Genomic DNA, 22,711 nt, shown 5'->3' with positions numbered 1-22,711 from the left:
CATCGAAGCCTTCTCAGACGGTAAGGGGCGGAGTGGCTGTCGCGGGCCCGAATGCGGCAGGTCAGGAGCCCCGGATGGGCCGCAGCGCGGCCACGATCTCGCTGACCTGCGCGACCACGCCCGCCAATCCGGTGGTGTCGCCGCCGATCTGCACCGATTTCAGCTCGGCGGGAGCGGGCAGGCCCGCGACGATGGCGGGCAGGGTCTCGATCAGCTGCGCGTGCACGGTGGTGTCGGTGCGAGCGTTGGCGTTGTCGATGCCGGCGCGTTCACGGTCGAGGTCGAGCAGCGCGGCCTCGTGCGCGGCGCGTGTCCTGGCCTGTGCCAGTGCCAGTTCCGCCTCGAGTTGCAGGCGGGACAGCTCCTGCTGCAGGCGGGCGTTCTCGAGTTGTTCGGCGTGCTTGTCGCGTTCCAGGCGCAGCGCGTGCAGGGCGGTCTGCTGGGCCAGGTCGGCGACCTCGCGGTCGACGTCGTGCTCGCGGGCGGTGCGGCGCAGCCGTTCGGTGGATTCGCGGTCGAAGCGGGCGGCGTCGTTGCGGGCGCGCAGTTCGGCCAGTTTGCGCTCGTTCTCGATGCGGCGTTCCTCCCCGGCGCGGCCGGCGGCGGCCTCGCGGGTCGAAACCGCTTCCTGGGCATCGAGTTCGGCCAGGCGCGCGACCCGGTTCTGTTCGCTGCGGTAGGGCTTCTGCAGGTTCTCCCACAGCGTGTTGGAGGAGACGACCGCCTCCTTGATCTGCACGGTCACGATGGACAGGCCGAGCCCGTGGCCGCCGCGCGCCCCGGCCTCGCCCGCGCCTTCGGCGACGGTGCGCAGGCGGGCGGTGAGTTCCTCGATGATGGGCTGCTTGTCGGAGAGCACATCGCGCACCGCCATGGTGGACACCTTGTCCTTGATCGCGGCCTCGGCCTGCTCGCGCAGCTGCACATTGACCAGCCGCATCGGGTCCTGCGGGTCGGAGAAGTCGAGTTTGCGGTAGGCGGTGGCGAAATCGTCGATGATCCACTGCACGTAGCCCTGCACGAGGACGCCCTGCAGTTCGCGGCAGATGCAGTAGGCGTTGATGAGGATCGTCTGGATCGCACCCGGCACCACCAGATACGAGTCGGTGGCCGGGTTGAACCGGAACGAGACACCCAGCCCGATGTGCAGCGGCTCGGCCGCGCCACGGCGGGTGTGCACGACGAACGCGTTGGGCGGCACGAGAACCGTTTGCCAGCGCCAGAATCCGGTGACTCGCACCTCCACCGGGCCCTGCGGGGTGTGCTCGCGAGTGGCGCCGACCCGTCCCGCGCGTTTGGCCAGCGCACCGGATGGGCTCGGCGCGCTCGGCGCCGGCGGGGTGGCGCCGTACTTCCGCCGCATGAACGCTGGTTGCAGATCCTCCTCCAACTCGGCCTGCTGTGCCACGACCTGATCCAGATAGCTGTTGCTCTTCGCCGCCATGGCGGGCACGCTACCGCCGAAAGACCGCTCCGCCCACCGAAATTCGCTCCCGGCGGACGGCATCCGGGAGGGATTGGCAGGTCGGCGGCGCGGGGGCGGTAGAGTTCCGGTGCTGCGGCGATGGGGAGGGCCATGGTCGGGCCATGGCTGCTGATCCGAAAACTGTCGTGCGTAAGTTCTATTCGACGACCGATGTCATTTCGGCGGGCGGTGTGCCCGCCTCGGCGCTCGACGAGGTGGCGGCGGACAGTCTGGTCGTGCCCATGCCCGATGGCACCAGTATCGACCGGGACGGTTTCCGGACCGTCGATCATGGCTTCGCCCAGGGGTTCCCGGGCTCGGTGCACACCATCGAGGACCTGGTCGTGGAGGGTGCTGGGGTGCTGGCGCGGCCCCTGATGCTCGGTGTCGGTCTCGCCGAGATGTGTGGCCGCACCGGGTCATTCGGTGTCGGGGCGGGTACCCAGGATGCCGTAGAGCAGCAGGTCCTCGAGGGAGGTGGCGAATCCGTCCAGGTCGTCGATGTCGCGGATGCACATGGCGAACAGGGCGGCTCCGGCGATGGTGTCGAGCACGGTGTTCGGGTCCAGGCCCGGGCGTTCGGCGTCGCCGGGCAGGTAGTCGGCGAGTTCGTCGCGGGTGGGGGTGTCCAGGCGGGCGGACAGTTTCTCGTACAGGCCCGAGTCCTGGCGCATCTCGGCCATGAGTCCGGGCATGGCGGCGCGGGTTTCGGCCGATCCGAACAGCTGGATGGTGCCGCGGATGACCTTGCGGATCTCGGCGAGCAGATCGGGTGCGACGACCGCGGATCCGACGTCGGGGAACACGGCCTGGGCGATGAGGTGGGCCTTGGAGGGCCAGCGCCGGTAGATGGCGGGGCGGCTGACGCCGGCGCGGGCGGCGATGGCATCGATGGAGGTGGCGCCGTAGCCCTGTTCGACGACGAGGGCGCGGGTGGCGTCGAGGACCGCGGCGTCCACCGCGGGGTCGCGGTGCGGGCCCAGCCGGTGGCGTGTGGTCACGGAAATCCGTCCTTGTCGCTGCGGGCAGGAGTCGATACAGTCTGTCACATCAAAGTCGTTACATCCTGTAACCGCTGAGGACTCGAGGAGGAGTCGTGTCAGCTGCCCCGCAGGTCACCCCCGCCGACACCTACCAGCCGGTGCCGCTGCTGACCGGCAAGGTCATCGTGGTCTCCGGTGTCGGACCGGGCCTGGGCCATTCGCTCACCATCGAAGCCGCCCGCATGGGCGCGGATCTGGTGCTGGCCGGACGCACCGAGAAACGCCTGCACGAATACGCCGACGAGGTCCGCGCCCTGGGCCGCGCCGCCGTGGTCGCCAAGACCGACATCACCGACGAATCCCAGCGCGCCGCGCTCGTCGAGACCACGCTGGCCGAAATGGGCCGGGTCGACTGCCTGATCAACAACGCCTTCGCCATCCCGCCCATGTACCCGATCACCCAGATCGAGGTGGAGGCGCTGCGCCACGCCAACGAGACCAATGTGTTCGCGCCGCTGCGACTGTCGGCGCTGTTCGCCGACGCGCTGGAACGCTCGCGCGGGTCGGTCATCATGCTCAACTCGTGCGTGTCCTACAGCTCGCAACCGGAATACTCGGGCTACAAACTGTCCAAAGGCGCACTCGCGCACCTGGCTTCGTCGCTGGCCACCGAGCTGGGGCCACGCGGCATCCGCGTCAATTCCGTCGCACCGTCGTATGTGTACGAGGACATCAACAAGGCCTATTTCGATTGGCTGGCCAGCCAGGCCGGGGTCACCCACGACGACATCTATAGGCAGAAGGCCGCACCCACCGATCTGGGCCGCCTCGCCGGCCCCGAGGAGGTCGCGCGCGCGGCCCTGTTCCTGGCCAGTGATCTCGCCACCGCCGTCACCGGCCAGATGCTCACCGTCGACTGCGGCGAGTTCCACCGATGAGTACAGGAGCAACCGTGAACAAGCGCATCGTGCTGTGGGGCACCGGCGTGGTCGGGTCCATGGTGCTGGCCGAGATCCTGCGCCACCCGCGCTTCGACCTGGTCGGGGTCGGTGTCAGCAATCCCGACAAGGTCGGCAAGGACGCAGGGGACCTGTGCGGGGCCGCGAAAACCGGTGTGCTCGCGACCGATTCGGTCGAGGAGCTGATCGCGCTGCGCCCGGACGCGGTCGTGCACTACGGGCCGACGGCGGCGTTCGCCGAGGAGAACATGCGCGTCATCGGGTCGTTCCTGCGCGCGGGCATCGACGTGTGCTCGACCGCGATGACCCCGTGGGTGTGGCCGCACATGGACAAGCTGCCCGCGTTCTGGCGTGACCCGATCACCGAGGCGTGCGCGGCCGGCGGGGCGTCGTGCTTCACCACCGGCATCGACCCGGGCTTCGCCAACGACCTGTTCCCCATGACCCTGATGGGCCTGTGCGGCGAGGTCGAATCCGTGCGCGCCTCCGAACTGCTCGACTACACCGACTACGAGGGCGACTACGAATTCGAGATGGGCATCGGCCACCCGCCCGAGTTCACCGCCCTGCTCGAACACCCCGACATGCTCGTGATGGCCTGGGGCGCAACGGTTCCCATGATCGCCACCGCCGCCGGGATCGAACTCGGCGCCATCACCACCACCTGGGACAAGTGGGTGACGCCCGAGGACCGGCCCTCGGCCAAGGGCATCATCAAGGCCGGCACGGTCGCCGCGATCCGCTTCACCATCAACGGCGTGTATCGCGGCCGCGAGGTCATCACCCTCGAGCACGTCAACCGCATCGGCCTCGACGCCGCCCCCGACTGGCCCGCGGGCACCAAGGACGACGTCTACCGGGTCGACATTCTCGGCAGCCCGTCGATCTCGCAGGAGACCTCGTTCCGTTTCACCGACGGTTCCGGCCGCACCCCCGCCGTCGCCGGGTGCCTGGCCACCGGCATGCGCGCCCTCAACGCCGTGCCCGCGGTCAACGCCCTGCCGCCGGGCTGGGTCACCCCGCTGGATCTGCCGCTGATCCCGGGCGCCGGCACCATCCGCTGACCGGACGCAGTGTGCGAGCCCCTCCGGCACCCAAGACCTGCCCGGAGGGGCTCGCTCATGTCCGGGTCGCCTGCGGGTGGGCCGGGCGTGGTCTCCGGTTCGGTAGGTTGCTGGTGACAGGGTGCGTGACCGAGGACGGTGGAATGGGTACGGCGGGAACCAAGGGTGTGCCGCGCGCCGAGCGGGAGAACCAGATCCTGGAGATCGCCGCCGAACGTATCGCCGCGGTCGGGTATGCCGGGTTGAATCCCGGTGAGGTCGCCGCCCGGGCCGGGGTGTCGAAACCGTTGGTGTACACCTACTTCGGGACGAAGGACCAGTTGTACGCGGCATGTGTCGAGCGGGCCGCCGCGGCGATCGGTGACGCGATCGACACCGTCATCGCCGGTCCGGCCGAGCTGGAGATGGCGGCGAACACCCTCGCGGCGATCTTCGGGGTTCTCGAGCATCGCCCGTACTACTGGAATGTGCTCTTCGATCGCAGTCATCCCGCCGACGGTCCGGCCGCGGACGCCGCCCGGGCGGCGCGCCGGCGGATCGCCGCGCAGGCCGCGCACGGGGCGAGCGCGGTGATGCGGGCGCGCGGGGTCGGCGATCCGCAGGATCTGTCGGTGTTCACCGATATCTGGATGGGTTCGGTCACCGCTCTGGTGTCGTGGTGGATCCGCCATCCCGAACAATCCGCCGCGGCGATGATCGTGCGCAGCCGCCGCCTGATCACGGCGCTGTCGTGACCGCCGCATCCGGGAAGGGCTGAGATGGCACGTACCGCGGGCAGCAGGAATGTGCCGCGCGCCGAACGCGAGGAGCAGATCCTCGACGCCGCCGCCGCGCAGATCGCGCGGGTCGGCTACGCGGGTCTGTCGATGGCGGCCGTCGCCAAGCAGGCCGGGGTGTCGAAGACGTTGGTGCACACCTGTTTCGACACCAGGGACGGGCTCTATGCCGCGTGTGTGGACCGGGCCGCCCGGGCCGTCACCGAGGCGGTCGAGCCGGTGCTGTCGGCGACCGCGGACCTGACCATGGCCGAGCAGACCCTGCTGGCGATCTTCGGCGCGCTCGAGCACCGCCCGCACGACTGGAACGTGCTGCTGGATCGCACCCATCCCGCCGACGGCCCGGCCGCCGAGGCCGCGAACGCGGCGCGCACGCGGATCGAGGAGCAGGCCGCGCGCGGGATGTCGGCGTTCATGGCCGCGCGTGCGATCACCGATCCGGTGGATCTGGCGGCGTTCACCGAGGTGTGGATCGGCGCGGTGACCGCGTTGATCCACTGGTGGCAGCGGCATCCGCAGGTGCCGGGGCCGGAGATGGCGGCCCGCACCCGCCGGCTCATCGCCGCGTTCGCCTGACTCGAAACCGGTGGCCGCGCAGCGGTCTCCGCGATGTTGCCTCTTGCCGCCACCTTTATTGACCAGGTAGTAATTTACCCATCAGTCATTAATGTGGCGAGTGGAGGATACGACCATGGCAACCAGATCGTGGTGGGGATGGGGCACCGTCGAGGACGCCGTCACCGGCGCCGAACGCACCGCACTCACCCACCGGATCGCGGCCCTGCTGCCCGGCGCCGACCTCACCATCCACCGGGCACCCGAGCTCACCGCACTCCCGATCCCGCAACCCCGCACCCGCGCCCCGCACGCGCTTGCCGGGATCGCCTCCAACGACACGGCCGACCGCGTGCTGCACGGCCACGGCCAGGCCTTCCGCGATATCGTGCGCAACCTGCTCGGCCGCATCGGCGATGTCCCCGACCTGGTCGTGCGCCCGCGCACCGAGCAGGACGTGGTCGACGTCCTCGACTGGTGCGCCGGCGCGGGACTCGCGGTCATCCCGTTCGGTGGCGGCACCTCGGTCGTGGGCGGCGTCGAACCCCGCGACTGCCGCGACTATCCCGGCAGCGTCGCCCTCGATCTCACCGCGCTCGACCAGGTCCTCGAGATCGACCGCACCAGCCGCGCGGCCCGCATCCAGGCCGGAATCCTCGGGCCCGCACTGGAATCCGCGCTGCGACCTCACGACCTGACCCTGCGGCACTTCCCGCAATCGTTCGAGTTCTCCACCCTCGGCGGCTGGCTCGCCACCCGCGCCGGCGGACACTACGCCACCCTCTACACCCACATCGACGACCTGCTCGAATCGATGCGCGTCGTCACCCCGGTCGGGGTCGGCGAATCGCGGCGGCTGCCCGCCTCCGGTGCCGGACCGGCCCCCGACCGCCTGTTCCTCGGCTCGGAGGGCGTCCTCGGCGTCATCACCGAGGCGTGGATGCGGCTGCAGGATCGGCCCCGCTGGCGCGCGAAGGCCTCGGTCCTGTTCGACGACTACCGCGCCGCCGTCGACGCGACCCGCACCCTGGCCCAATCCGGGCTGAACCCGGCCAACTGCCGGCTGCTCGACCCCGCCGAAGCGTTCCTCAACGCCGGAGTCCTCGCCGCCGGGGGAGTCCTGGTCCTCGGATTCGAATCCGCCGACCATCCCGTCGACGAATCCCTGCGCCGCGCCGTCGAGATCTGCGCCGGTTTCGGCGGCCGCACCCGCGACGAGGCACCCGCCACCGCATCCGACGCCGACCCCTCCGACACCTGGCGCTCGTCGTTCCTGCGCATGCCCTACCAGCGCGACGCCCTTGCCGCCCAGTCGATGATCACCGAAACCTTCGAAACCGCCTGCACCTGGGACCGATTCGACCAGCTGCGCGCCGCCATCGAGACCGCGACCGCCGACGCGTTCCGGTCCACCGGTGTCACCGGCGTGCTGACCTGCCGGTTCACCCACGTCTATCCCGACGGCCCCGCACCCTACTTCGGCGTGTACGCCGCCGGCCGGTGGGGGAGCACCGTCGAACAGTGGGACGAGATCAAAACCGCTGTCTCCGAAGCCATTTCCGCCAACGGCGGCACCATCACCCACCATCACGCCGTCGGCCGCGACCACCGGCCCTGGTACGACCGGGAACGACCCGGACCGTTCGCCACCGCCCTGCGCGCCACCAAACACGCCCTCGACCCCGCATGGATCCTCAACCCGGGCGTCCTCATCGACCGCGAGGGGCAGTCATGAACAACCACCTGCTCCAACGGTTCGGCCCCCTGCGTCGGCTCAGGCCTTCAACGCGGCCGGGGCGGGTGGGTGGACCGGTCAGCGCAGGGAGTAGACGTAGCGGCTGGTCGGGATGACGTCGAGGTCGCGGTCGGCGCCGAAACGGGCGATGCTGTCGAGCATGCGGGTGCAGCGCCGCTCGAGTTCGGCGTCGTCACCGCCGCTTCCCCAGTAGGCGTGCGGATCCGACATCGCGGCCATCGGGAACAGTTCCTCGACAACGGCGTCCACCCGCCCATCGGGGGTGATCGAGCCCAGCACCGGATTCTGGATGTAGCCCAGACTGGCCTGGTTGTCCAGCGCGACCTGGGTGTGGTCGCCGATCCAGTTCTCGAGCCACTGCGCCCGGGTCATCCCCGCCGGAATCCTCATCACCGCGATGCGCGCCAATGCGTCGGCGCGGACACCGCTGTCGGTGCGCGGCGGGCGCAACGGGGTGAGCTCGTCGACGACGAACCCGTCGAGCCGATCGGCCAGCGGCCGCAGCAGCGCGGTGATCTGATCGGGATCCTCGACCCCACGCAGCGTCACCACGGCGTCGACGGGCGTGTCATAGGTGCACATCCACAGCTCGGCCGCGGCGACGTACTCGTCACGGATATTCACCTGCAGTTCGCTGACACCGCAGCAGGACAGCGCCCGCCTCAGTTCGCCATCGTGCAGGCTTGTCTTCAATTCGGCCCCCCACAGCAAATACGTCAGTTTCATAGCCCTGCTACCCGGAATGTGATGCTGATCATCGAACCAACCGGACAGTAACCCAGACTTCGGGACGGCAACCGGCCCGTGTCCCACTGAGCGGAACTGTTAGCAACCCGAACCAACTCGCTCTGGTGGCAACAGTTCCACACCATCCAGCATCAGCCATCGCCAATTTCGGCCGAATCAGAAATTTTCACCAAAAGCCAAATACGCCAAAGGATTTCAATTCGCCGGATCAGCATGTTCGACACCGAGCGCGGAATGAACAACAGCACCGGGCAACCGTCGGTGGTGCAACAACTAAACTGATGATCCGAGAACTGACGCCCCATCATCGGAACAATTCGTCTCATCGCTGGCACGACCCTTCATGTGTTGCCCATCCGCAATCGAAGGAGGAGTCATGGGCACGGAACCGAACCACGACGATCAGATGGACTTCGAAGCGCTCTACCACGACACGGCATCGGAACAGGGTGCTCCCGCATTGATCCCCTGGGACATCGGCGGCCCACAGCCGGTGGTGCAGCAGTTGGTGGCCTACGGCGCCGTGCGGGGCGAGGTGCTCGACCCCGGAACCGGCCCGGGACATCACGCGATCTACTACGCATCCAAGGGCTACTCGGTCACCGGTATCGACTCGTCGCCGTCGGCGATCGAGCGGGCCAAGCGCAACGCGGAGCGCGCCGGGGTGACGGTGAACTTCGAGGTGGCCGATGCCACCAAGCTCGAGGGCTTGGAGGATCGGTTCGACACCGTCATCGACAGCGCGTTCTACCACGTGTTCCTCGACGACGAAGAAACCCAGATCCGGTACGCGCAGGCCCTGCACCGCGCCACGAGACCGGGGGCGCGACTGTTCATGTTCGAATTCGGCCGCCACAACGTCAACGGCCTTCAGCTCGAAGGTTTGCCGGCGGAGAATTTCGACCGCGTGCTTTCCGCGGCCGGGTGGGTCATCGACCACCTGGGAACCACCACCTACCAGGCCAACTTCAGCCCGGAGACGTTCGCCTACATGACCAAGGAGATGAGCGACGACTCCGGATGGGCTGATCGGATGAAGCCGATGATGGAACAACTCCAGATCATCGGGCCGTTGCTGAAGAACAACCGGGTGCACGTGCCCGTGTGGGCCGTGGCCGCCACCCGTCTCGACTAACCCCTTTCGAGCTGCCGCGCACCCGAATGGTTCAGGTCGGCGCTGGTCATTTCCCCAGCGCTGCTCGAGACGCCGCCGGAGCAGTGGAGATGATGCCGATCACCGTTGCGACGATTTGGCCTTCGGGATCGCGGAGGCGCGACAACGATGCCCTGTCCACCAACAGAGATCCGAGAGCGAGATCGACCAGTTCGGCACCGACCTCTTCGGCAGATCGGCGCCCGTCCGGTTCGAACCACGTCCACGCCCATTGCGCGGCACCGAAAATGAGCAGGCTCCGGATACTGGTATCGACGGGCCGGAAGTCACCGGACGCGATGCCCGCGTCGAGGACGCCGAGCAGGATTCCGATGTAATGTCTGCGCAGCTTGCGCCCTTCGGAATCCGCATCCTCCTGCGCGAGTCGTGCGACCTCGCGCTGGAATGCGACGGTCCCGTTTCGGTCGTGCACCTGATACAGCATGGCCGCGTGCAACAGCCCGGCCAGCTGCTCGGGCGGTGTGGCGAAGGTCGACACGATTCGCTCCGCCTCATCGACACGGCGCCGCATATAGGAAACGTGCAGAGCTTCCATCAAGCGCGCCTTCGTGCCGTAATGGTGCACGATCAAGCCCTGCGAGATGCCCAGTTCGCTGGCGACACCGCTGAAACTCGTTCCGTCATAGCCCTTCTCGGCGACATGGCGCGTGAAAATATCGAGAATCGCGCCCGACTTGCCCGGTCCCACCGCATGTTCACTCACTGATCCCGCCCCTCCTCGTCCAAATTTCCGGACACCCTCGCACCGACCGACTGCTCGACCAGTCGTTGACTGAGTGCGCAGTCAGTATTATCATAATGCCCCGAGCCGCAGCGGCGCGTTCTCTACATCAACCATTCATCGCGAAAAGTTGACTTACCGCCCATGTATCAGCACCTCCATTCCGTCGAGGCCGTCATTGAGCGACGAGCCTTCGCACATATCGCATGACCGGCTTCTCTGGCAGCGCCACGTGGTCACCCATGAATGCGGATGTAGCGGCGTGCGGGGATCAGGCGACGGATGCGGTATCGCTGCTCTCGCCTGACCAACTATTGGCCGCGATCGCCGGGCGGCTCACCGAGCCGTTCCCGCTCATCACGTGGGCGAGAGAACTCGGCGATCTGCATGCCGCGCTGATTTCGGCGGTTCTGAATCCGCGGCGGAATGCACCGGAGGTCACCGAGGCGGCGCTGTGCGCGGATATCGCGAAGGTCATCGACAAGATCAACTCTTGGGCCGCGTCCTATACACGCCACACCCGATGCGCCCGTCGCCACACGCACACCTTCGGCGAGGTGATCAGTCATGTGGCGAAGACCTACGCCGAGGCGTGGTGGACGGTGCTGCACAGCGACTGCGAGGAGCTTCGGCACTCCGCGTGGGTCCATCTCGGCGAAGTTCGTGACGGCTACGCCCACCTCATCGGCGATATCCGGGCAGGCCGCGTCCAACTCCCACTGGGCTGGCGAGGCATCCGGCGCACCCAGCCCGCGGGCTGAGGTCCATCCCGGCGCGTACCGCAGGGCGAGGTCGGGATGCACGAAATCCCCCGTCTCGCGACACCGAAGAGCTGATCCGGGAGCGAGTTCGCCCTGACAGCAACAGATTCCACCGTCCAGCCAGTCCAGATCAACACGTCACTGTGACGAATTAACGACCGGGGGCGGGGTCGGAGGATCCCCGCCTCGATCAAGGCCGAGCGCCGCGCGCCGCGGTGGTAGGACTTCCGCCGCGGATCGCTGTCACCCGCGCGCGGCTTGGCGTTGACCCGGCGCGGGCAGGTGCCGCTCATGACTTTCAGGCTGGCATGCCACCCCAATGTTGACAATGGTCACATCTCGTCCCACACTCGGAGATGTGACCAGTGGCAACTTTGCGGTAGCCGCAGGTCCGCGAACCGAGACACCAACCCGGAAAGGAACTCCGATGACAACCACTCGCGTGCTGGTAACCGGCGCCACCGGAAAGATCGGCGGTGCCGTCGCCGCCCAATTGTTGGAGAAGGGCGTGCCGACGAGGGCTTTGGTGCATCGCGACGATGCGCGCAGCGCACGGCTGAGGGCCCTGGGCGCCGACACGGTCGTCGCCGACATCTTCGATATCCAGCAGGTACAGGCCGCGATGGACGGGGTCGACCGGCTGTTCTTCAACCCCCCGTACCACCCCCATGCACTCGACGGTGCGGTCTCCTTCGCCGTGGCCGCGCGGCGCTCGGGTGTCGAGGCGGTGGTGGCGCTGGGGCAGTGGCTGGCCAGCCCTGAGCATCCTTCGCTGATGACCCGCCAGCACTGGTTGATCGACAAGCTGTTCGAGCTGCTACCCGATACCGCCCATGTCGCGGTCGACCCCGGCTGGTTCGCCGACAACTACCTGCAGTTCATCGGTGTGGCCGCCCAGCTGGGCGTGCTGCCCGCGCCGACCGGGGGCCGACGCAACGCGCCTCCCTCCAACGACGACATCGCCCGGGTTGCGGTGGGCGCGCTACTGGACCCGCACCGTCATGACGGTCGGGCCTACCGCCCGACCGGGCCCACGCTGCTGACCGGGGCAGAGATCGCCGACGCCGTGGGTGAGGCGTTGGGCCGACGGGTACGCCACCTCGAGGTTCCCCCTCGGATGCTCATGAAGGCCGTGCGCATGAACGCGAAACGACTCGGTTTCGACCTGTACCTGGAGTCCGGCTTGCGCTACTACGCGCTCGAGGCCGCGCTGGGAACCTGGGAGGTGGGCGGCCCCACCACCCATGTCCGTGATGTCGCCGGCGTCGAACCCGAAGACTTCCCGACCATCGCTCGCCGCTACGCGACCCGCCCGGAAACCCGGCGTACTGCAGGCAATCTCATCCGCCAGATCTGGAACTTCACCTTGACCGGCCTCGTACCGATGCACGACCTGGACCGCTTCGATCGACTCCAGCAGCACCCGCAGCCCGCGCACCCCAGGCTTTCGGGCCAATCCGCAATCTGGCGCAGCGAACACACCACATCGACCGCGACCAGCCGGTCCTAGACCAGCCCCCCTCGGGGGTGGTGTTCGGAAGTGGTGATCGGTTCCGGCGAGGGTCCATCGGCGCTACAGTCGGATTGCTGTGATTTTGCTGCCCATCCAAGGCGGAGGTGAGGTCGTGGCCAATTCAGTCATGGGGGACATGGTCAGTCAGCTGCGGCTCGGGTTTCATCGGCTTCAGGACTGGGCTTACCCGGATGAGATCGACAGCGCCCTGTTCAGGGCCTATATGAAGACGCCGCACGATGTCGGCGGTGAACCGGATGCCCCGGCGACGTTCGAGGAGAAAGAGGAAGAGCAGTGGGAACTCAATACGTTTGTGACGTGTGAGGTTCTCGGCTGGCGGGGGATCTGGACGTCCGAGGAACGTCGACGGCTCGGCAATGTCGATGTCGGGCGTATGGCATATCTCGGGTTTCCGTACTACGGACGCTGGGTGCTGGCTGTTGCGCGTTGCCTCATCGACAAGCGTCACATCACGCTCGGTGAGCTGATCGAGCGGGTGAGCGAGGTGCGGGAACGCTGCGCCGGCGGCGGCAACGCTCTGCTGGAAGCCGTGCCTCGCACGACCGGCGACGGGGAGGCTGTGGCCCGTAACCGCCATCACACGGAGGCGGCCGGCAAAGGCGATCCGCAGTGTTTCGCCGGTACCGCCGGCGCCCCGCGGTTCGCGGCGGGCGATGCGGTGCGCGTGCGGGATCTGCCGACGATCTTCTACACGCGCACCCAGGAGTACCTGCGGGGCAAGCCGTGCACGGTCGTCGCAGTGTCCTACGAGAGCCTGGTACCGGAAGACGAGGCGTTCGACCGGGAGGATCAGAAGCCCGAGTGGTTCTACATCGTGCGGTTCAAGATGACCGATTTGTGGGAGCCGTATTCGGGTTGTCCGAACGACACGCTGCAGGCGGAGATCTCGGAAACGTGGCTGCAGCCGAACCGAACCGAAGCCCGCGATCATCGAGAGGAATCGGCATGACGGCGAATGGGGAGTCGGGTCACGACAGTTCTGAACGGCACGCGGCGCCGATGGTCGAGGAGGTCACCGACTTCGAGGTGCTCGAGATCTCGTTGCGCGAGTTGGCGATCGAGAAAGGGTTGTTCACCGCCGAGGATCACCGGACCTATACCGAGTTCGTCGAACAGCTGGGTCCGGCGCCCGGCGCCCGGCTCGTCGCCAAGGCCTGGATCGATCCCGATTTCGAGCGGTTGCTGCTCGAGGATCCCATCGCCGCCTGTCTGGAGGTGGGAATCGACTGGTTGCGACCGACCGGCTTCGGGACGCCCAGCGATTTCACGGCATTGCACGTGCTGAAGGACACGCCGACGCTGCATCACGTGATCGTGTGCACCCTGTGCTCGTGCTATCCGCGTCCGATTCTCGGAAACTCACCCGAGTGGTATCGGACGCCGAACTATCGCCGCCGCCTGGTGCGCTGGCCGCGCCAGGTTCTCGCCGAGTTCGGCCTCTTCCTGTCGGAAGACGTCGAGATCCGAGTCGAGGACTCCAATTCCAAGCACAGGTTCATGGTGCTGCCGGTCCGGCCGGATGGCACGGAGGGCTGGACCGAGGAGCAGCTCGCAGAGATCGCGACGCGGGACTGCTTGATCGGCGTCGCCCTTCCCAAGCCCGGCGTGAGAGCGACTGTGGACCGCCCCGTGCACCCTGCCACCCACCCGGCCGAGAAGTACTGACTCCGAGAGGCCGAGCAATGCCGACCGAAGACGACGTCACACATGTCCGAGTGCGGACGCTGGAGCAGATCGCCGCTCGCGGACAGGTGTGGTCGCGCATGGCCGACAAGTACGGCGTCGCCGATCCGGTGCCGCCATGGCGGTCGAGTCTCGACGGGATGTGCGACGCACTCGACAGGGAAGGAACGGTACTGCCACTTCTCACGCGTCGCCTCGAGGAGGACCGCCTCTCCACCGAGGTGTACACGACACTGCCGTTCCCGGAGAATCAGCTCGTCGCGCTGGCGCACTCACTGATCGCCAGAAAAGTCATCGATGAGGCTGCCCTGGCCGACCGCATGGAAGCCGTGCGGGCGAGGCTGGAAGGCGACGGGGGGTGAGCGTGCGGCGTGCGGCCCGGAACCGCCGCACACCCGAGAACAGACCGGCTGTGAGGGACGGTGTGGCTACACGAGGCTGCGTTCGGCCACGATGGCGGCGGCCGCGCGGCGGCCCATCCGGATCGCGCCGTCCACGTGCTGGAAGCCGTGCCCTGCCAGGTCCGAGCAGCAGAAGTGGATCGGGCCGACCGGGTCGCGGTGGTCGCGGCCGTAGCGGGTCATGCCACCCAGGTCGAAGCTGACGCCGTAGGCGCCGCGGGTCCATTCCTCTGCGCCCCAGTCGGATTCGTAGTAGACGACCGGGTCGGCGGCCTCGGGGCCGAGGTAGCGGACCAGGCAGTCGAGCACGGCCTGCTTGCGCTCGGCGGGGCTCATCTCGAACACGGCGTCGGCCTGTTCGTGGGCGATGAAGCCGACCATCGCGCCGTTGGTGGCGTCGTGGTTGGTGTTGTCGTAGACCTCCGACACGATGTCGGTATCACTGAAACCGGTGCCGGACAGGCCTTTCGCGCGCCAGAACGGGGTCGGGTACACCGCGTGCACCTTGACCACGAAACCGAACGACATGTGCTGGTACATCTGCTGGCGACGGCGTGGCATGGGCGGATCGAAGCTGATGCCGGAGTACAGGTTCGGTGGCACCGCCAGCACCACGCGGTCGGCGCGCACCTCCAGATCGCCGTCCGCGAAGACAGTGACGCCGGTCTCGGACCATCGCATCTTCCGCACCGGCGAATTCAGGTGCACATCGTCGCCGAGGGCGGCGGCCAGGCGTTGCGAAACCTGTTGCATGCCACCGATGACCCGCTTGTCCAGCATGAAGGTGTCGGTGGCCAGCGCGGTGTAGGACCCCTGCGCGGCGGCCATGTGCAGTGCCTGCAGTGTCGAGAAGGTGTGTGCGGGCTTGGTCAGCATGGCTCCGGAGACGAAGAACGCCACCGTCTCGCGGGCGTAGTCGTTGTCGGACTGCCGCTCCAGCCACAGGCTGAACGGGATCGAATCCAGTTCGGCCGCAAGCGGATGCGCCCACGGCTGCTCCGCGCCGACCTCGGCGGCCAGCCCGTCGAGCAGCTGAATGAGGCGGTCGATCTCGGCGGCGGTGTCGGCGGGTGCGGGGAAGACGTCGCCGGTGAACTGCTGGCGGGTGCCGTCGGCGGCGAGGTAGACCGATTCGCCGTCGCGGTAGCGGGAGAAGGTCTTCAGGCCGAGTTCCTCGACCAGCTCGAGGGCGGCGGTGTGATGCGGGGACAGCCACTGGCCGCCGATCTCGATCATCGCGTTCTCGATGTCGCCGGTCCAGGTGCGTCCGCCGACTCGATCACGAGCCTCCAGCACGGCCACGGTCAGACCGGCCTTGTGTAGTTCGGTGGCGGCGGTCAGGCCGGACGGCCCGGCGCCGACGATCACGACGTCGCGAGTGATGACAGGCACGAGAACTCCTTGCTGAACATCGAGTTTTCCTGGAGATAACCCGAGGGTTGCTGTTTCTAGTATGTGGGTGCGCTCACGGTCCCGCTCGCTCCACTGCGGCGACTCGGCCGGCCCCTCAATCGCCATTCCGGCGTGCCGGCCGAGTTGTCAGCGCGTGGGCAGGGGCTCGTTCTGGGTGATGCAGTGGATGCCGCCGCCGCGCGCGAAGATCTCCCGCGCGTCGACGGTCACGATGGCGCGGCCGGGATAGGCATCGGCCAGCACGGCCGCGGCCTCGGTGTCGTTGCGGTCGTCGAATCCGCACACGATGACCGCACCGTTGCACACGTAGTGGTTGATGTAGCTGTAGTCGACGAAGCCCTCCTCGTCCCGCAGCGTTCGCGGGGCGGGCACCGGCACCACCTCGAAAGGCTTTCCGGCCGAATCGGTTTCGGCGGCCAGCTGCTTCATGAGCTGCCGGCTGAGCGCATGATCGGGGTGCTCGAGATCACGCTGGTCGTGCACCAGGACCACACCCGGTGCGGGCAGCGCGGCGACGATGTCCGCATGCCCGCGGGTGCCGAATCGTTGCGAGTCCCGCCACAGTCCGCGCGGCAGCCAGATCACCGTGTCGACGCCGATCGTGCGGCGCAACTCGGCCTCGATCTGCGCCTTGGTCAGGCCCGGATTGCGGTAGGGGTCCAGCTGCACGGTCTCGGTGACGAGGACCGTCCCGCGGCCGTCGACCTGGATGCCGCCGCCCTCGTTGACCAGCGCCGAATCCACCACCGGCGTCCCGGCCGCGGCCGCGACCGCCCGGCCGATCTTCGCATCGTGGTCCCACCTGGCCCATTCCTGTTGGCCCCAGCCATTGAACACCCAGTCCACCGCCGCGACCGACCCGTTCGCGGCGTGCACGAAGGTCGGCCCGATATCGCGCATCCAGGCATCGTCCAGGGGCGCTTCGAGGATCTCGATCGCACTCGACAGGCAGGTCCGGGCCGCCGCCGCATCGGCCGGATCCACGATCATGGTGACCGGTTCGAACTCGGCGACCGCATGGGCCACCGCCGTCCACGCCGTGCGGGCCTCGGTCACCGCCTGCGGGGTCGCGGTGATCTCCGACCCGGCGGGCGGGAACGCCATCCAGGTGCGCCGATGCGGTGCGTGCTCGGCGGGCATGTGCCAGGTCATCAGGGCCGCCCGAAGGGGTGCTGGTGATCCACCGGCGCGGTCAGGCGGGCGTAGGTGTCGGGCCGGCGGGTGTCCAGGAACGGGAACAGGGTCAGCCAGTCGCCGCGCTGATCCAGATCCAGATCGGCGACCAGCACCGCCGCCTCGTCGCGCGGGGCCTGCACCAGGATCCGGCCGTAGGGGTCGGAAATGAAGGACGAACCGTAGAAGGTGATCTCGCCCTCGTCGCCGAAACGGTTGGGCACCACCATGAATGTGCCGCTGGTGATGCCGTTGCCGACGATCACGTGCTGCCACAGCGGCTGGGTGTCGAAGGCCGGGAAGGAGGGTTCGGAGCCGATGGCGGTCGGGTAGACGATCACCTCCGCTCCGGCCAGCGAGTACAGCCGCGCCACTTCGGGGAACCACTCGTCCCAGCAGGTCGGCATGCCGATGCGGACGTCACCGAGTTCCGGATGCGTGTGCGGGCGGTAGGACTCCTCGGTCGCGGGGCCCGCGCGGAAGTAGGTGTCTTCGTAGTAGCCGGCGCTGATCGGAATGTGCAGCTTGCGGGTGCGACCGACGAGTTCGCCGCTGGGGGATACCAGGATCGCGGTATTGAAGCCCAGCCCGTCGCCCTGATCGGCGCGCTCGTACAGCGAGGCGTGCACGAACACGCGGTGCTCGATGGCCGCCTTCGCCGCGAAGGTGACGGTGGGCCCGGTCGTCAGATCCTCGGCATCGGCGCCCGGGTTGTCGCCGCCGCGCACGAACGCCGGGTATTTGCTCAACGTCAGTTCCGGCAGGAACACGGCCTTGGCTCCGAGCTCGGCCGCCTGGGCGATGCCCGCGCTCAGCTCGGCGCGCAGCGCATCGGCGTCGGCCTGCCAGCGGTGCTGTACCAGGGCCACCCGCAGCGGCGGGCGGACCGGCTCGCCGACCCGGGCGTGCGAGACGGGCGGTTCGAAACAGGTGACGACGTGCATGATTCCTCCTGTAGTGGGAATAGGACTGCGGCGCAGTGGGATTCGCTAGACGGTGGGCGCCTGCACGGTGGGCATCGGATCGCCCGACACCGCGCGCGGCAATGTCCGGCTCCGGAAGTACGCCGGATCCCGCCAGCGCTGCACCAGCATCAGCGCCGCGCCCAGCACCAGAATCCCGAACCCCAGATAGAACACCAGTCCGATGCCGAAGATCTCGGCGCCGCTACCGGTTGCCGGATCGAGGCTCTCCCGCACCGAGATGGCGAAGATGATCAGCAGCATGGCGCCGCCGAGCAGCGGGAACAGCAGCTTGAACAGGAAATCGCGGCCCGAGGCGAACCACCGCTTGCGGAAGTACCAGACGCACGCGAACGCGGTCAGTCCGTAATACCAGCAGATCATGATACCCAGCGCGGCGATCGTGTCCTGCAGGACGTGCTCCGACAGCAGCGCGGTCAGCGCGTAGAAACCGCCCGCCACCATCGCGGCGACCGCGGTGGTGAACCGCGGCACCTGATAGCGCGGGTGCACCGAAGCGAACCGGCTGGGCAGTGCCCGGTAGGTGCCCATGGCGAGCATGGCGCGCGCCGCGGGCAGGAAGGTGGCCTGCAGGCTGGCGATGGTGGAGACCAGCACCGCGAGGTACAGCAGAATCTCGCCGTTGCCGCCGAGCACCGGCTGGGCCAGCGCGCCGAACACATTGTCCGAGGTCTGCGGATTGCCCAGTCCGATACCGGTTTCGCCGACTCCGGCGTACCACATGAGCGACACCGCCAGCAGCAGATAGGTGCCGAGCACGGTCAGGATCGACAGCACTCCGGCCCGCCCGGGGGTGCGCTGCGGATCCTTGCACTCCTCGCCGAGGGTCAGCGCGGTATCCCAGCCCCAGTACAGGAACACCGACCCGATCAAGCCCATGGCGAACGCGCCCAGGGTGAGTCCGGTGAACGGATCGAACCAGTCGATATCGAAGCTCAGCCCGGACGGCGCGTCCCCGGCCAGCGCCTTCCACAGCGCCATACCGGCGAACACCAGCAGCACCGTCAGCTGAAAGCCGACCAGCACGTACTGCAGGCGTTCACTCGACGTGATGCCGCGGCTGGCCGCCCACCCGGCCGCCGCCAGGAACGCCAGCGTGGTCACGATATTGATCGGCTTGTTGTCACCGAGGGTCGCGATGGTCTCCGACCCCACCAGCTTGCCCACGAACAGGTACAGGAACTCCGCGCCGACCGCCGCGATGTTGGCCAGCACGATCACCACGGCGATCACCGAACCCCACCCGGCCATCCAGCCGACGTAGGGGCCCAGGGATCGTGCCGACCAGGTGAACGAGGCTCCGCAATCCGGGGTTTCGGCATTGAACTCGCGATAGGCGTACGCCGCCAGGAACATCGGAATGAATCCGGCGATCAGCAGCGCCGGCATCTTGAGGCCGACAGCGGCGACGATCAGACCCAGACTGGCCGTCGTCGTATACGCCGGCGCGATGGAGGCGATACTGAGCACGGCCCCGGCCAGCACGCCGACCTTGTTGGTAGCCAATCCCTTGCCGCTCGAGGCTGAGGATTCGATCCCCGGAGAATTCTGGATGAGCATGAGAGCTCCTCTTGCGAGGGTCTGGCGGCGGTGGGAGCGAGAAGCGCGCTCCCACCGGCGCCGCGCCACGGTGGAGACACCGGCCTGGAACGGCCGGTTCGGCACGAGATCCGGCGCAGGGGCCGGGGTGCCGGGAGATGACGTCAGCGAGTGAGCGCGACGTATTTTGTGTCGAGGTATTCGTGGATCCCCTCGGACCCGCCCTCGCTGCCCAGGCCGGACTGTTTGACTCCGCCGAAGGGAGCGGCCGGATCGGAGACGACACCGCGATTGATGCCGACCATGCCGGCTTCCAGGGCGTCGCTCACGCGCAGAGCGCGATCGAGGTCTTTCGTGAAAATATAAGCCGCCAAACCGAATTCGGTGTCATTGGCGGCGGCCACCACCTCGGCTTCGGTATCGAAACCGTAGATCGCGGCGACCGGGCCGAAGATCTCTTCCCGGTGCATCCGCGCGGTGCGCGGCACCGTGTCGAGCACGGTGGGCTCGAAGAAACAGCCCGGGCCGTCGAGCGGCTTGCCGCCGGTGCGCAGCACAGCGCCGGAGGCGATCGCGTCGTCCACCAGTGCGGTCACGGTCGCGCGCTGCCGCTCGTTGATCAACGGTCCGAGATCGACGTCCGGCTGGTAGCCGGGGCCGACGCGCAGCGCGGCCAGCCGCTCGGCGAAGCGGGACGCGAACTGCTCGCGCAGCGAATTGTGCACGTAGAGACGGTTCGCCGCCGTGCACGCCTGACCGCCATTGCGCATCTTCGCGGCCATCGCGCCATCGAGGGCCTGGTCCAGATCGGCGTCGTCGAACACGATGAACGGCGCGTTGCCGCCCAGTTCCATGGACGTGCGCAGCACATTGCCGGCGGCCTGCCGCAGCAGCAGCGTGCCCACCCGGGTGGACCCGGTGAAGGTCAGCTTGCGCAGCCGCGAATCCGCCAGCAGCGGCGCGGTGACGGCCGCGGCGTCGCTGCCCGGCAGCACCGACAGCACCCCCTCGGGCAGACCGGCCTCGGCGAAGATCGCGGCCAGCGCCAGCATGGTGAGCGGGGTGTCCTCGGCGGGCTTCGCGATCACGGTGCACCCGGCCGCCAGGGCCGGGCCGATCTTGCGAGTACCCATGGCCAGCGGGAAGTTCCACGGTGTGATGGCCAGCACCGGGCCGACCGGCTGCCGGGTGACCAGAATGCGGCCGGTGCCCGCGGGCGCGGTGGTGTAGCGGCCGCCGATCCGGACCGCCTCCTCGCTGAACCAGCGCAGGAACTCCGCGCCGTAGGCCACCTCGCCGCGCGACTCGGCGATGGTCTTGCCCATCTCCAGGGTCATCAGCAGCGCGATCTCCTCGGTGCGATCCACCAGCAGTTCCCAGGCCCGCCGCAGGATCGCGGAGCGCTCGCGGGGAGTCGTCGCGGCCCACTCGGATTGCACCCGGCAGGCCGAGTCGAGGGCCCGCAGGGCGTCCGCACGGCCCGCGTCGGCGACCTCGGTGAGCAGGTCACCGGTGGCCGGATCGGTCACGGTGAAGGTGCCGCCGCCGGACGCGGGGGCCGCGACTCCGTCGATCCACACACCGGTGGGAACGAGGGCGCGAACGAAGTCGAACTCGGACAACAGATTTCCTCAGCAGTCGATTACGCGGACAGATCACCGATGGCGGTGCACAACACATCCAGGGCGTCGTTCAGCAGGTCCTCGCCGATCACCAGCGGCGGCAGCAGCCGGATCACATTGCCGAAGGTGCCGCAGGTCAAGGTGAGCACACCCTGCTCCAGGCAGCGGGCGGCGATGGCGGTGGTCAGGGCGGCATCGGGTTCGGTGCCGCCGGGGCGGACGAACTCCAGCGCCAGCATCGCGCCCCGGCCGCGCACCTCGCCGATGGCCGGAACCTGCTGCGCGAGTGCGCGGAAGCGGGCCGAGGCGATCTCGCCGATGCGGCGGGCGCGGGCGTTGAGATCGTGCTCGCGGATGGCGTCGATGGCGGCCAGCGCGGCGGCGCAGGCGACCGGATTGCCGCCGTAGGTGCCGCCCAGGCCGCCCGGGTGTACCGCGTCCATGAGATCGGCGCGGCCGGTGATCGCCGAGAGCGGCATCCCGCCCGCGATGCCCTTGGCCATGGTGATGATGTCGGGCACCACGCCCTCGTGCGCGCAGGCGAACCAGTCGCCGGTGCGGGCGAAACCGGTCTGCACCTCGTCGGCGATGAACACCACGCCATGGGCACGGGCCCAATCGGCCAGCGCCGGAAGGAATCCCGGTGCGGGCACGATGAATCCGCCCTCGCCCTGGATCGGCTCGATGATGATGGCCGCCACCGAGGTCGCGCCGATCTGCTTCTCGATCCGGGTGATCGCCTCCCGCGCCGCCGCCGCGCCGTCCTGACCGCCGTCGCGGAACGGATACGACATCGGCATCCGGTAGACCTCGGGCGCGAACGGGCCGAAATTCTGCTTGTACGGCATGGATTTCGCGGTCAGCGCCATGGTCAGGTTGGTGCGGCCGTGATAGGCGTGATCGAAGGCGACCACTGCGGGGCGGCCGGTGGCCAGGCGCGCCACCTTGACGGCGTTCTCCACCGCTTCCGCGCCGGAATTGAAGAGCACGCTGCGCTTCTCGTGATCGCCCGGAGTCAGCGCGGCCAGCTGCTCGGCCACCTCGATGTAGCCCTCGTACGGGGCCACCATGAAACAGGTGTGGGTGAACCGCTCGGCCTGATCCTTGATCGCCGCAACGACTTTCGGATGCGACGCCCCGACACTGGTGACCGCGATGCCCGCGGCGAGATCGATGAGCGCATTGCCGTCCACATCGACGATGACGCCACCATCGGCATCGGCGGTGTACACCGGGGCGGTGGAACCGACGCCCGCGGCGACGGCGCCCTTGCGGCGCACCGCCAGTTCCTGCGAGCGCGGGCCGGGCAGGGCGGTCCGGAGCACCCGCTGCTGCGGAATCCGGTAGCTGATCTCTGTCATGACAGTCTTTCTGCGGAAGGGAATTCGGGGGCCGGCGCAGC

General features: G+C 68.1%; 22 protein-coding genes. 11 read left to right on the top strand and 11 right to left on the bottom strand.

From position 1 onward, the window contains the following. Positions 1 to 61 precede the first annotated feature (61 nt). Together ACFXHE_RS07200 and ACFXHE_RS07195 are read right to left on the bottom strand one after the other, a co-directional pair. Complete coding sequence (locus ACFXHE_RS07200) at positions 62 to 1,444, bottom strand: SPFH domain-containing protein (RefSeq protein WP_379380762.1); 1,383 nt, start codon at positions 1,442 to 1,444, stop codon at positions 62 to 64. A 440-nt stretch (positions 1,445 to 1,884) separates the two neighbouring features. Continuing rightward, the gene (locus ACFXHE_RS07195; RefSeq protein WP_379380760.1) at positions 1,885 to 2,466 is read right to left on the bottom strand and encodes a TetR/AcrR family transcriptional regulator; all 582 of its coding nucleotides are present in this window, start codon (positions 2,464 to 2,466) and stop codon (positions 1,885 to 1,887) included. 95 nt (positions 2,467 to 2,561) lie between these two features. On the opposite strand from ACFXHE_RS07195, the gene ACFXHE_RS07190 reads away from it, so the two are divergent. The 5 genes from ACFXHE_RS07190 (at position 2,562) to ACFXHE_RS07170 (ending at position 7,537) form a co-directional block, all read left to right on the top strand. Then, positions 2,562 to 3,386, top strand: a complete 825-nt coding sequence (locus ACFXHE_RS07190) for an SDR family oxidoreductase (protein ID WP_379380758.1) — start codon at positions 2,562 to 2,564, stop codon at positions 3,384 to 3,386. Continuing rightward, positions 3,383 to 4,471, top strand: a complete 1,089-nt coding sequence (locus ACFXHE_RS07185) for a dihydrodipicolinate reductase (protein WP_379380756.1) — start codon at positions 3,383 to 3,385, stop codon at positions 4,469 to 4,471. Before ACFXHE_RS07190 ends, ACFXHE_RS07185 begins: the two co-directional genes overlap by 4 nt. A gap of 143 nt (positions 4,472 to 4,614) precedes the next feature. After that, positions 4,615 to 5,205, top strand: coding sequence for a TetR/AcrR family transcriptional regulator (locus ACFXHE_RS07180; RefSeq protein ID WP_379380754.1), 591 nt, complete (start codon positions 4,615 to 4,617; stop codon positions 5,203 to 5,205). A 24-nt stretch (positions 5,206 to 5,229) separates the two neighbouring features. Beyond that, complete coding sequence (locus ACFXHE_RS07175) at positions 5,230 to 5,823, top strand: TetR/AcrR family transcriptional regulator (RefSeq protein ID WP_379380752.1); 594 nt, start codon at positions 5,230 to 5,232, stop codon at positions 5,821 to 5,823. Between the two features lie 115 nt (positions 5,824 to 5,938). Further along, the gene (locus ACFXHE_RS07170) at positions 5,939 to 7,537 is read left to right on the top strand and encodes an FAD-binding oxidoreductase (RefSeq protein WP_379380750.1); all 1,599 of its coding nucleotides are present in this window, start codon (positions 5,939 to 5,941) and stop codon (positions 7,535 to 7,537) included. A gap of 78 nt (positions 7,538 to 7,615) precedes the next feature. Here the strand turns inward: ACFXHE_RS07170 and ACFXHE_RS07165 are convergent, their stop codons facing one another. Further along, positions 7,616 to 8,284, bottom strand: a complete 669-nt coding sequence (locus tag ACFXHE_RS07165) for a hypothetical protein (protein ID WP_379380748.1) — start codon at positions 8,282 to 8,284, stop codon at positions 7,616 to 7,618. Positions 8,285 to 8,436: 152 nt separating this feature from the next. After that, on the bottom strand, positions 8,437 to 8,631 hold the full coding sequence (locus ACFXHE_RS07160; protein WP_379380746.1) for a hypothetical protein: 195 nt from the start codon (positions 8,629 to 8,631) through the stop codon (positions 8,437 to 8,439). A gap of 50 nt (positions 8,632 to 8,681) precedes the next feature. On the opposite strand from ACFXHE_RS07160, the gene ACFXHE_RS07155 reads away from it, so the two are divergent. Further along, positions 8,682 to 9,440, top strand: a complete 759-nt coding sequence (locus ACFXHE_RS07155) for a class I SAM-dependent methyltransferase (protein WP_379380744.1) — start codon at positions 8,682 to 8,684, stop codon at positions 9,438 to 9,440. Between the two features lie 46 nt (positions 9,441 to 9,486). Here the strand turns inward: ACFXHE_RS07155 and ACFXHE_RS07150 are convergent, their stop codons facing one another. Further along, positions 9,487 to 10,182: a TetR/AcrR family transcriptional regulator gene (locus ACFXHE_RS07150; protein WP_379380742.1), complete on the bottom strand. Its 696-nt coding sequence runs from the start codon at positions 10,180 to 10,182 to the stop codon at positions 9,487 to 9,489. A gap of 260 nt (positions 10,183 to 10,442) precedes the next feature. Between ACFXHE_RS07150 and ACFXHE_RS07145 the strand changes: the two genes are divergently transcribed. From ACFXHE_RS07145 to ACFXHE_RS07125, 5 genes are all read left to right on the top strand, one after another. Next, positions 10,443 to 10,961, top strand: coding sequence for a hypothetical protein (locus tag ACFXHE_RS07145; protein ID WP_379380740.1), 519 nt, complete (start codon positions 10,443 to 10,445; stop codon positions 10,959 to 10,961). 427 nt (positions 10,962 to 11,388) lie between these two features. Further along, positions 11,389 to 12,471: an NmrA family NAD(P)-binding protein gene (locus ACFXHE_RS07140; RefSeq protein ID WP_379380738.1), complete on the top strand. Its 1,083-nt coding sequence runs from the start codon at positions 11,389 to 11,391 to the stop codon at positions 12,469 to 12,471. A 130-nt stretch (positions 12,472 to 12,601) separates the two neighbouring features. Next, complete coding sequence (locus ACFXHE_RS07135) at positions 12,602 to 13,444, top strand: SH3-like domain-containing protein (protein ID WP_379381393.1); 843 nt, start codon at positions 12,602 to 12,604, stop codon at positions 13,442 to 13,444. Beyond that, positions 13,441 to 14,160 carry a thiocyanate hydrolase subunit gamma gene (gene scnC / locus ACFXHE_RS07130; protein WP_379380736.1) on the top strand — a complete coding sequence of 240 codons (720 nt, stop codon included), beginning with the start codon at positions 13,441 to 13,443 and terminating at the stop codon, positions 14,158 to 14,160. Before ACFXHE_RS07135 ends, scnC begins: the two co-directional genes overlap by 4 nt. A 17-nt stretch (positions 14,161 to 14,177) precedes the next feature. Beyond that, a complete protein-coding gene (locus ACFXHE_RS07125; RefSeq protein WP_379380734.1) occupies positions 14,178 to 14,540 on the top strand; it encodes a thiocyanate hydrolase in 363 nt (120 codons plus the stop codon). Positions 14,541 to 14,606: 66 nt separating this feature from the next. Here the strand turns inward: ACFXHE_RS07125 and ACFXHE_RS07120 are convergent, their stop codons facing one another. The 6 genes from ACFXHE_RS07120 to gabT form a co-directional block, all read right to left on the bottom strand. Next, positions 14,607 to 15,971 carry a flavin monoamine oxidase family protein gene (locus ACFXHE_RS07120; protein ID WP_379380732.1) on the bottom strand — a complete coding sequence of 455 codons (1,365 nt, stop codon included), beginning with the start codon at positions 15,969 to 15,971 and terminating at the stop codon, positions 14,607 to 14,609. A gap of 147 nt (positions 15,972 to 16,118) precedes the next feature. Continuing rightward, positions 16,119 to 17,144, bottom strand: a complete 1,026-nt coding sequence (locus tag ACFXHE_RS07115) for an agmatine/peptidylarginine deiminase (RefSeq protein WP_379380731.1) — start codon at positions 17,142 to 17,144, stop codon at positions 16,119 to 16,121. Continuing rightward, positions 17,144 to 18,109 (bottom strand): nitrilase-related carbon-nitrogen hydrolase, encoded by a 966-nt coding sequence (locus ACFXHE_RS07110; protein WP_379380729.1) that lies wholly within the window; start codon positions 18,107 to 18,109, stop codon positions 17,144 to 17,146. Before ACFXHE_RS07110 ends, ACFXHE_RS07115 begins: the two co-directional genes overlap by 1 nt. A gap of 45 nt (positions 18,110 to 18,154) precedes the next feature. Beyond that, positions 18,155 to 19,708 (bottom strand): APC family permease, encoded by a 1,554-nt coding sequence (locus ACFXHE_RS07105; protein ID WP_379380727.1) that lies wholly within the window; start codon positions 19,706 to 19,708, stop codon positions 18,155 to 18,157. A 143-nt stretch (positions 19,709 to 19,851) separates the two neighbouring features. Continuing rightward, positions 19,852 to 21,309 (bottom strand): NAD-dependent succinate-semialdehyde dehydrogenase, encoded by a 1,458-nt coding sequence (locus tag ACFXHE_RS07100; protein ID WP_379380725.1) that lies wholly within the window; start codon positions 21,307 to 21,309, stop codon positions 19,852 to 19,854. A gap of 20 nt (positions 21,310 to 21,329) precedes the next feature. Next, positions 21,330 to 22,670 (bottom strand): 4-aminobutyrate--2-oxoglutarate transaminase, encoded by a 1,341-nt coding sequence (gene gabT, locus ACFXHE_RS07095; RefSeq protein WP_379380723.1) that lies wholly within the window; start codon positions 22,668 to 22,670, stop codon positions 21,330 to 21,332. Positions 22,671 to 22,711: the final 41 nt, after the last annotated feature.

The organism is Nocardia sp. NPDC059229, assembly GCF_042754165.1.
Taxonomy (GTDB): Bacteria; Actinomycetota; Actinomycetes; order Mycobacteriales; family Mycobacteriaceae; genus Nocardia.
The sequence above is the reverse complement of the archived record's forward strand: the minus strand, read 5'-3'. Positions and strand labels throughout refer to the sequence as shown.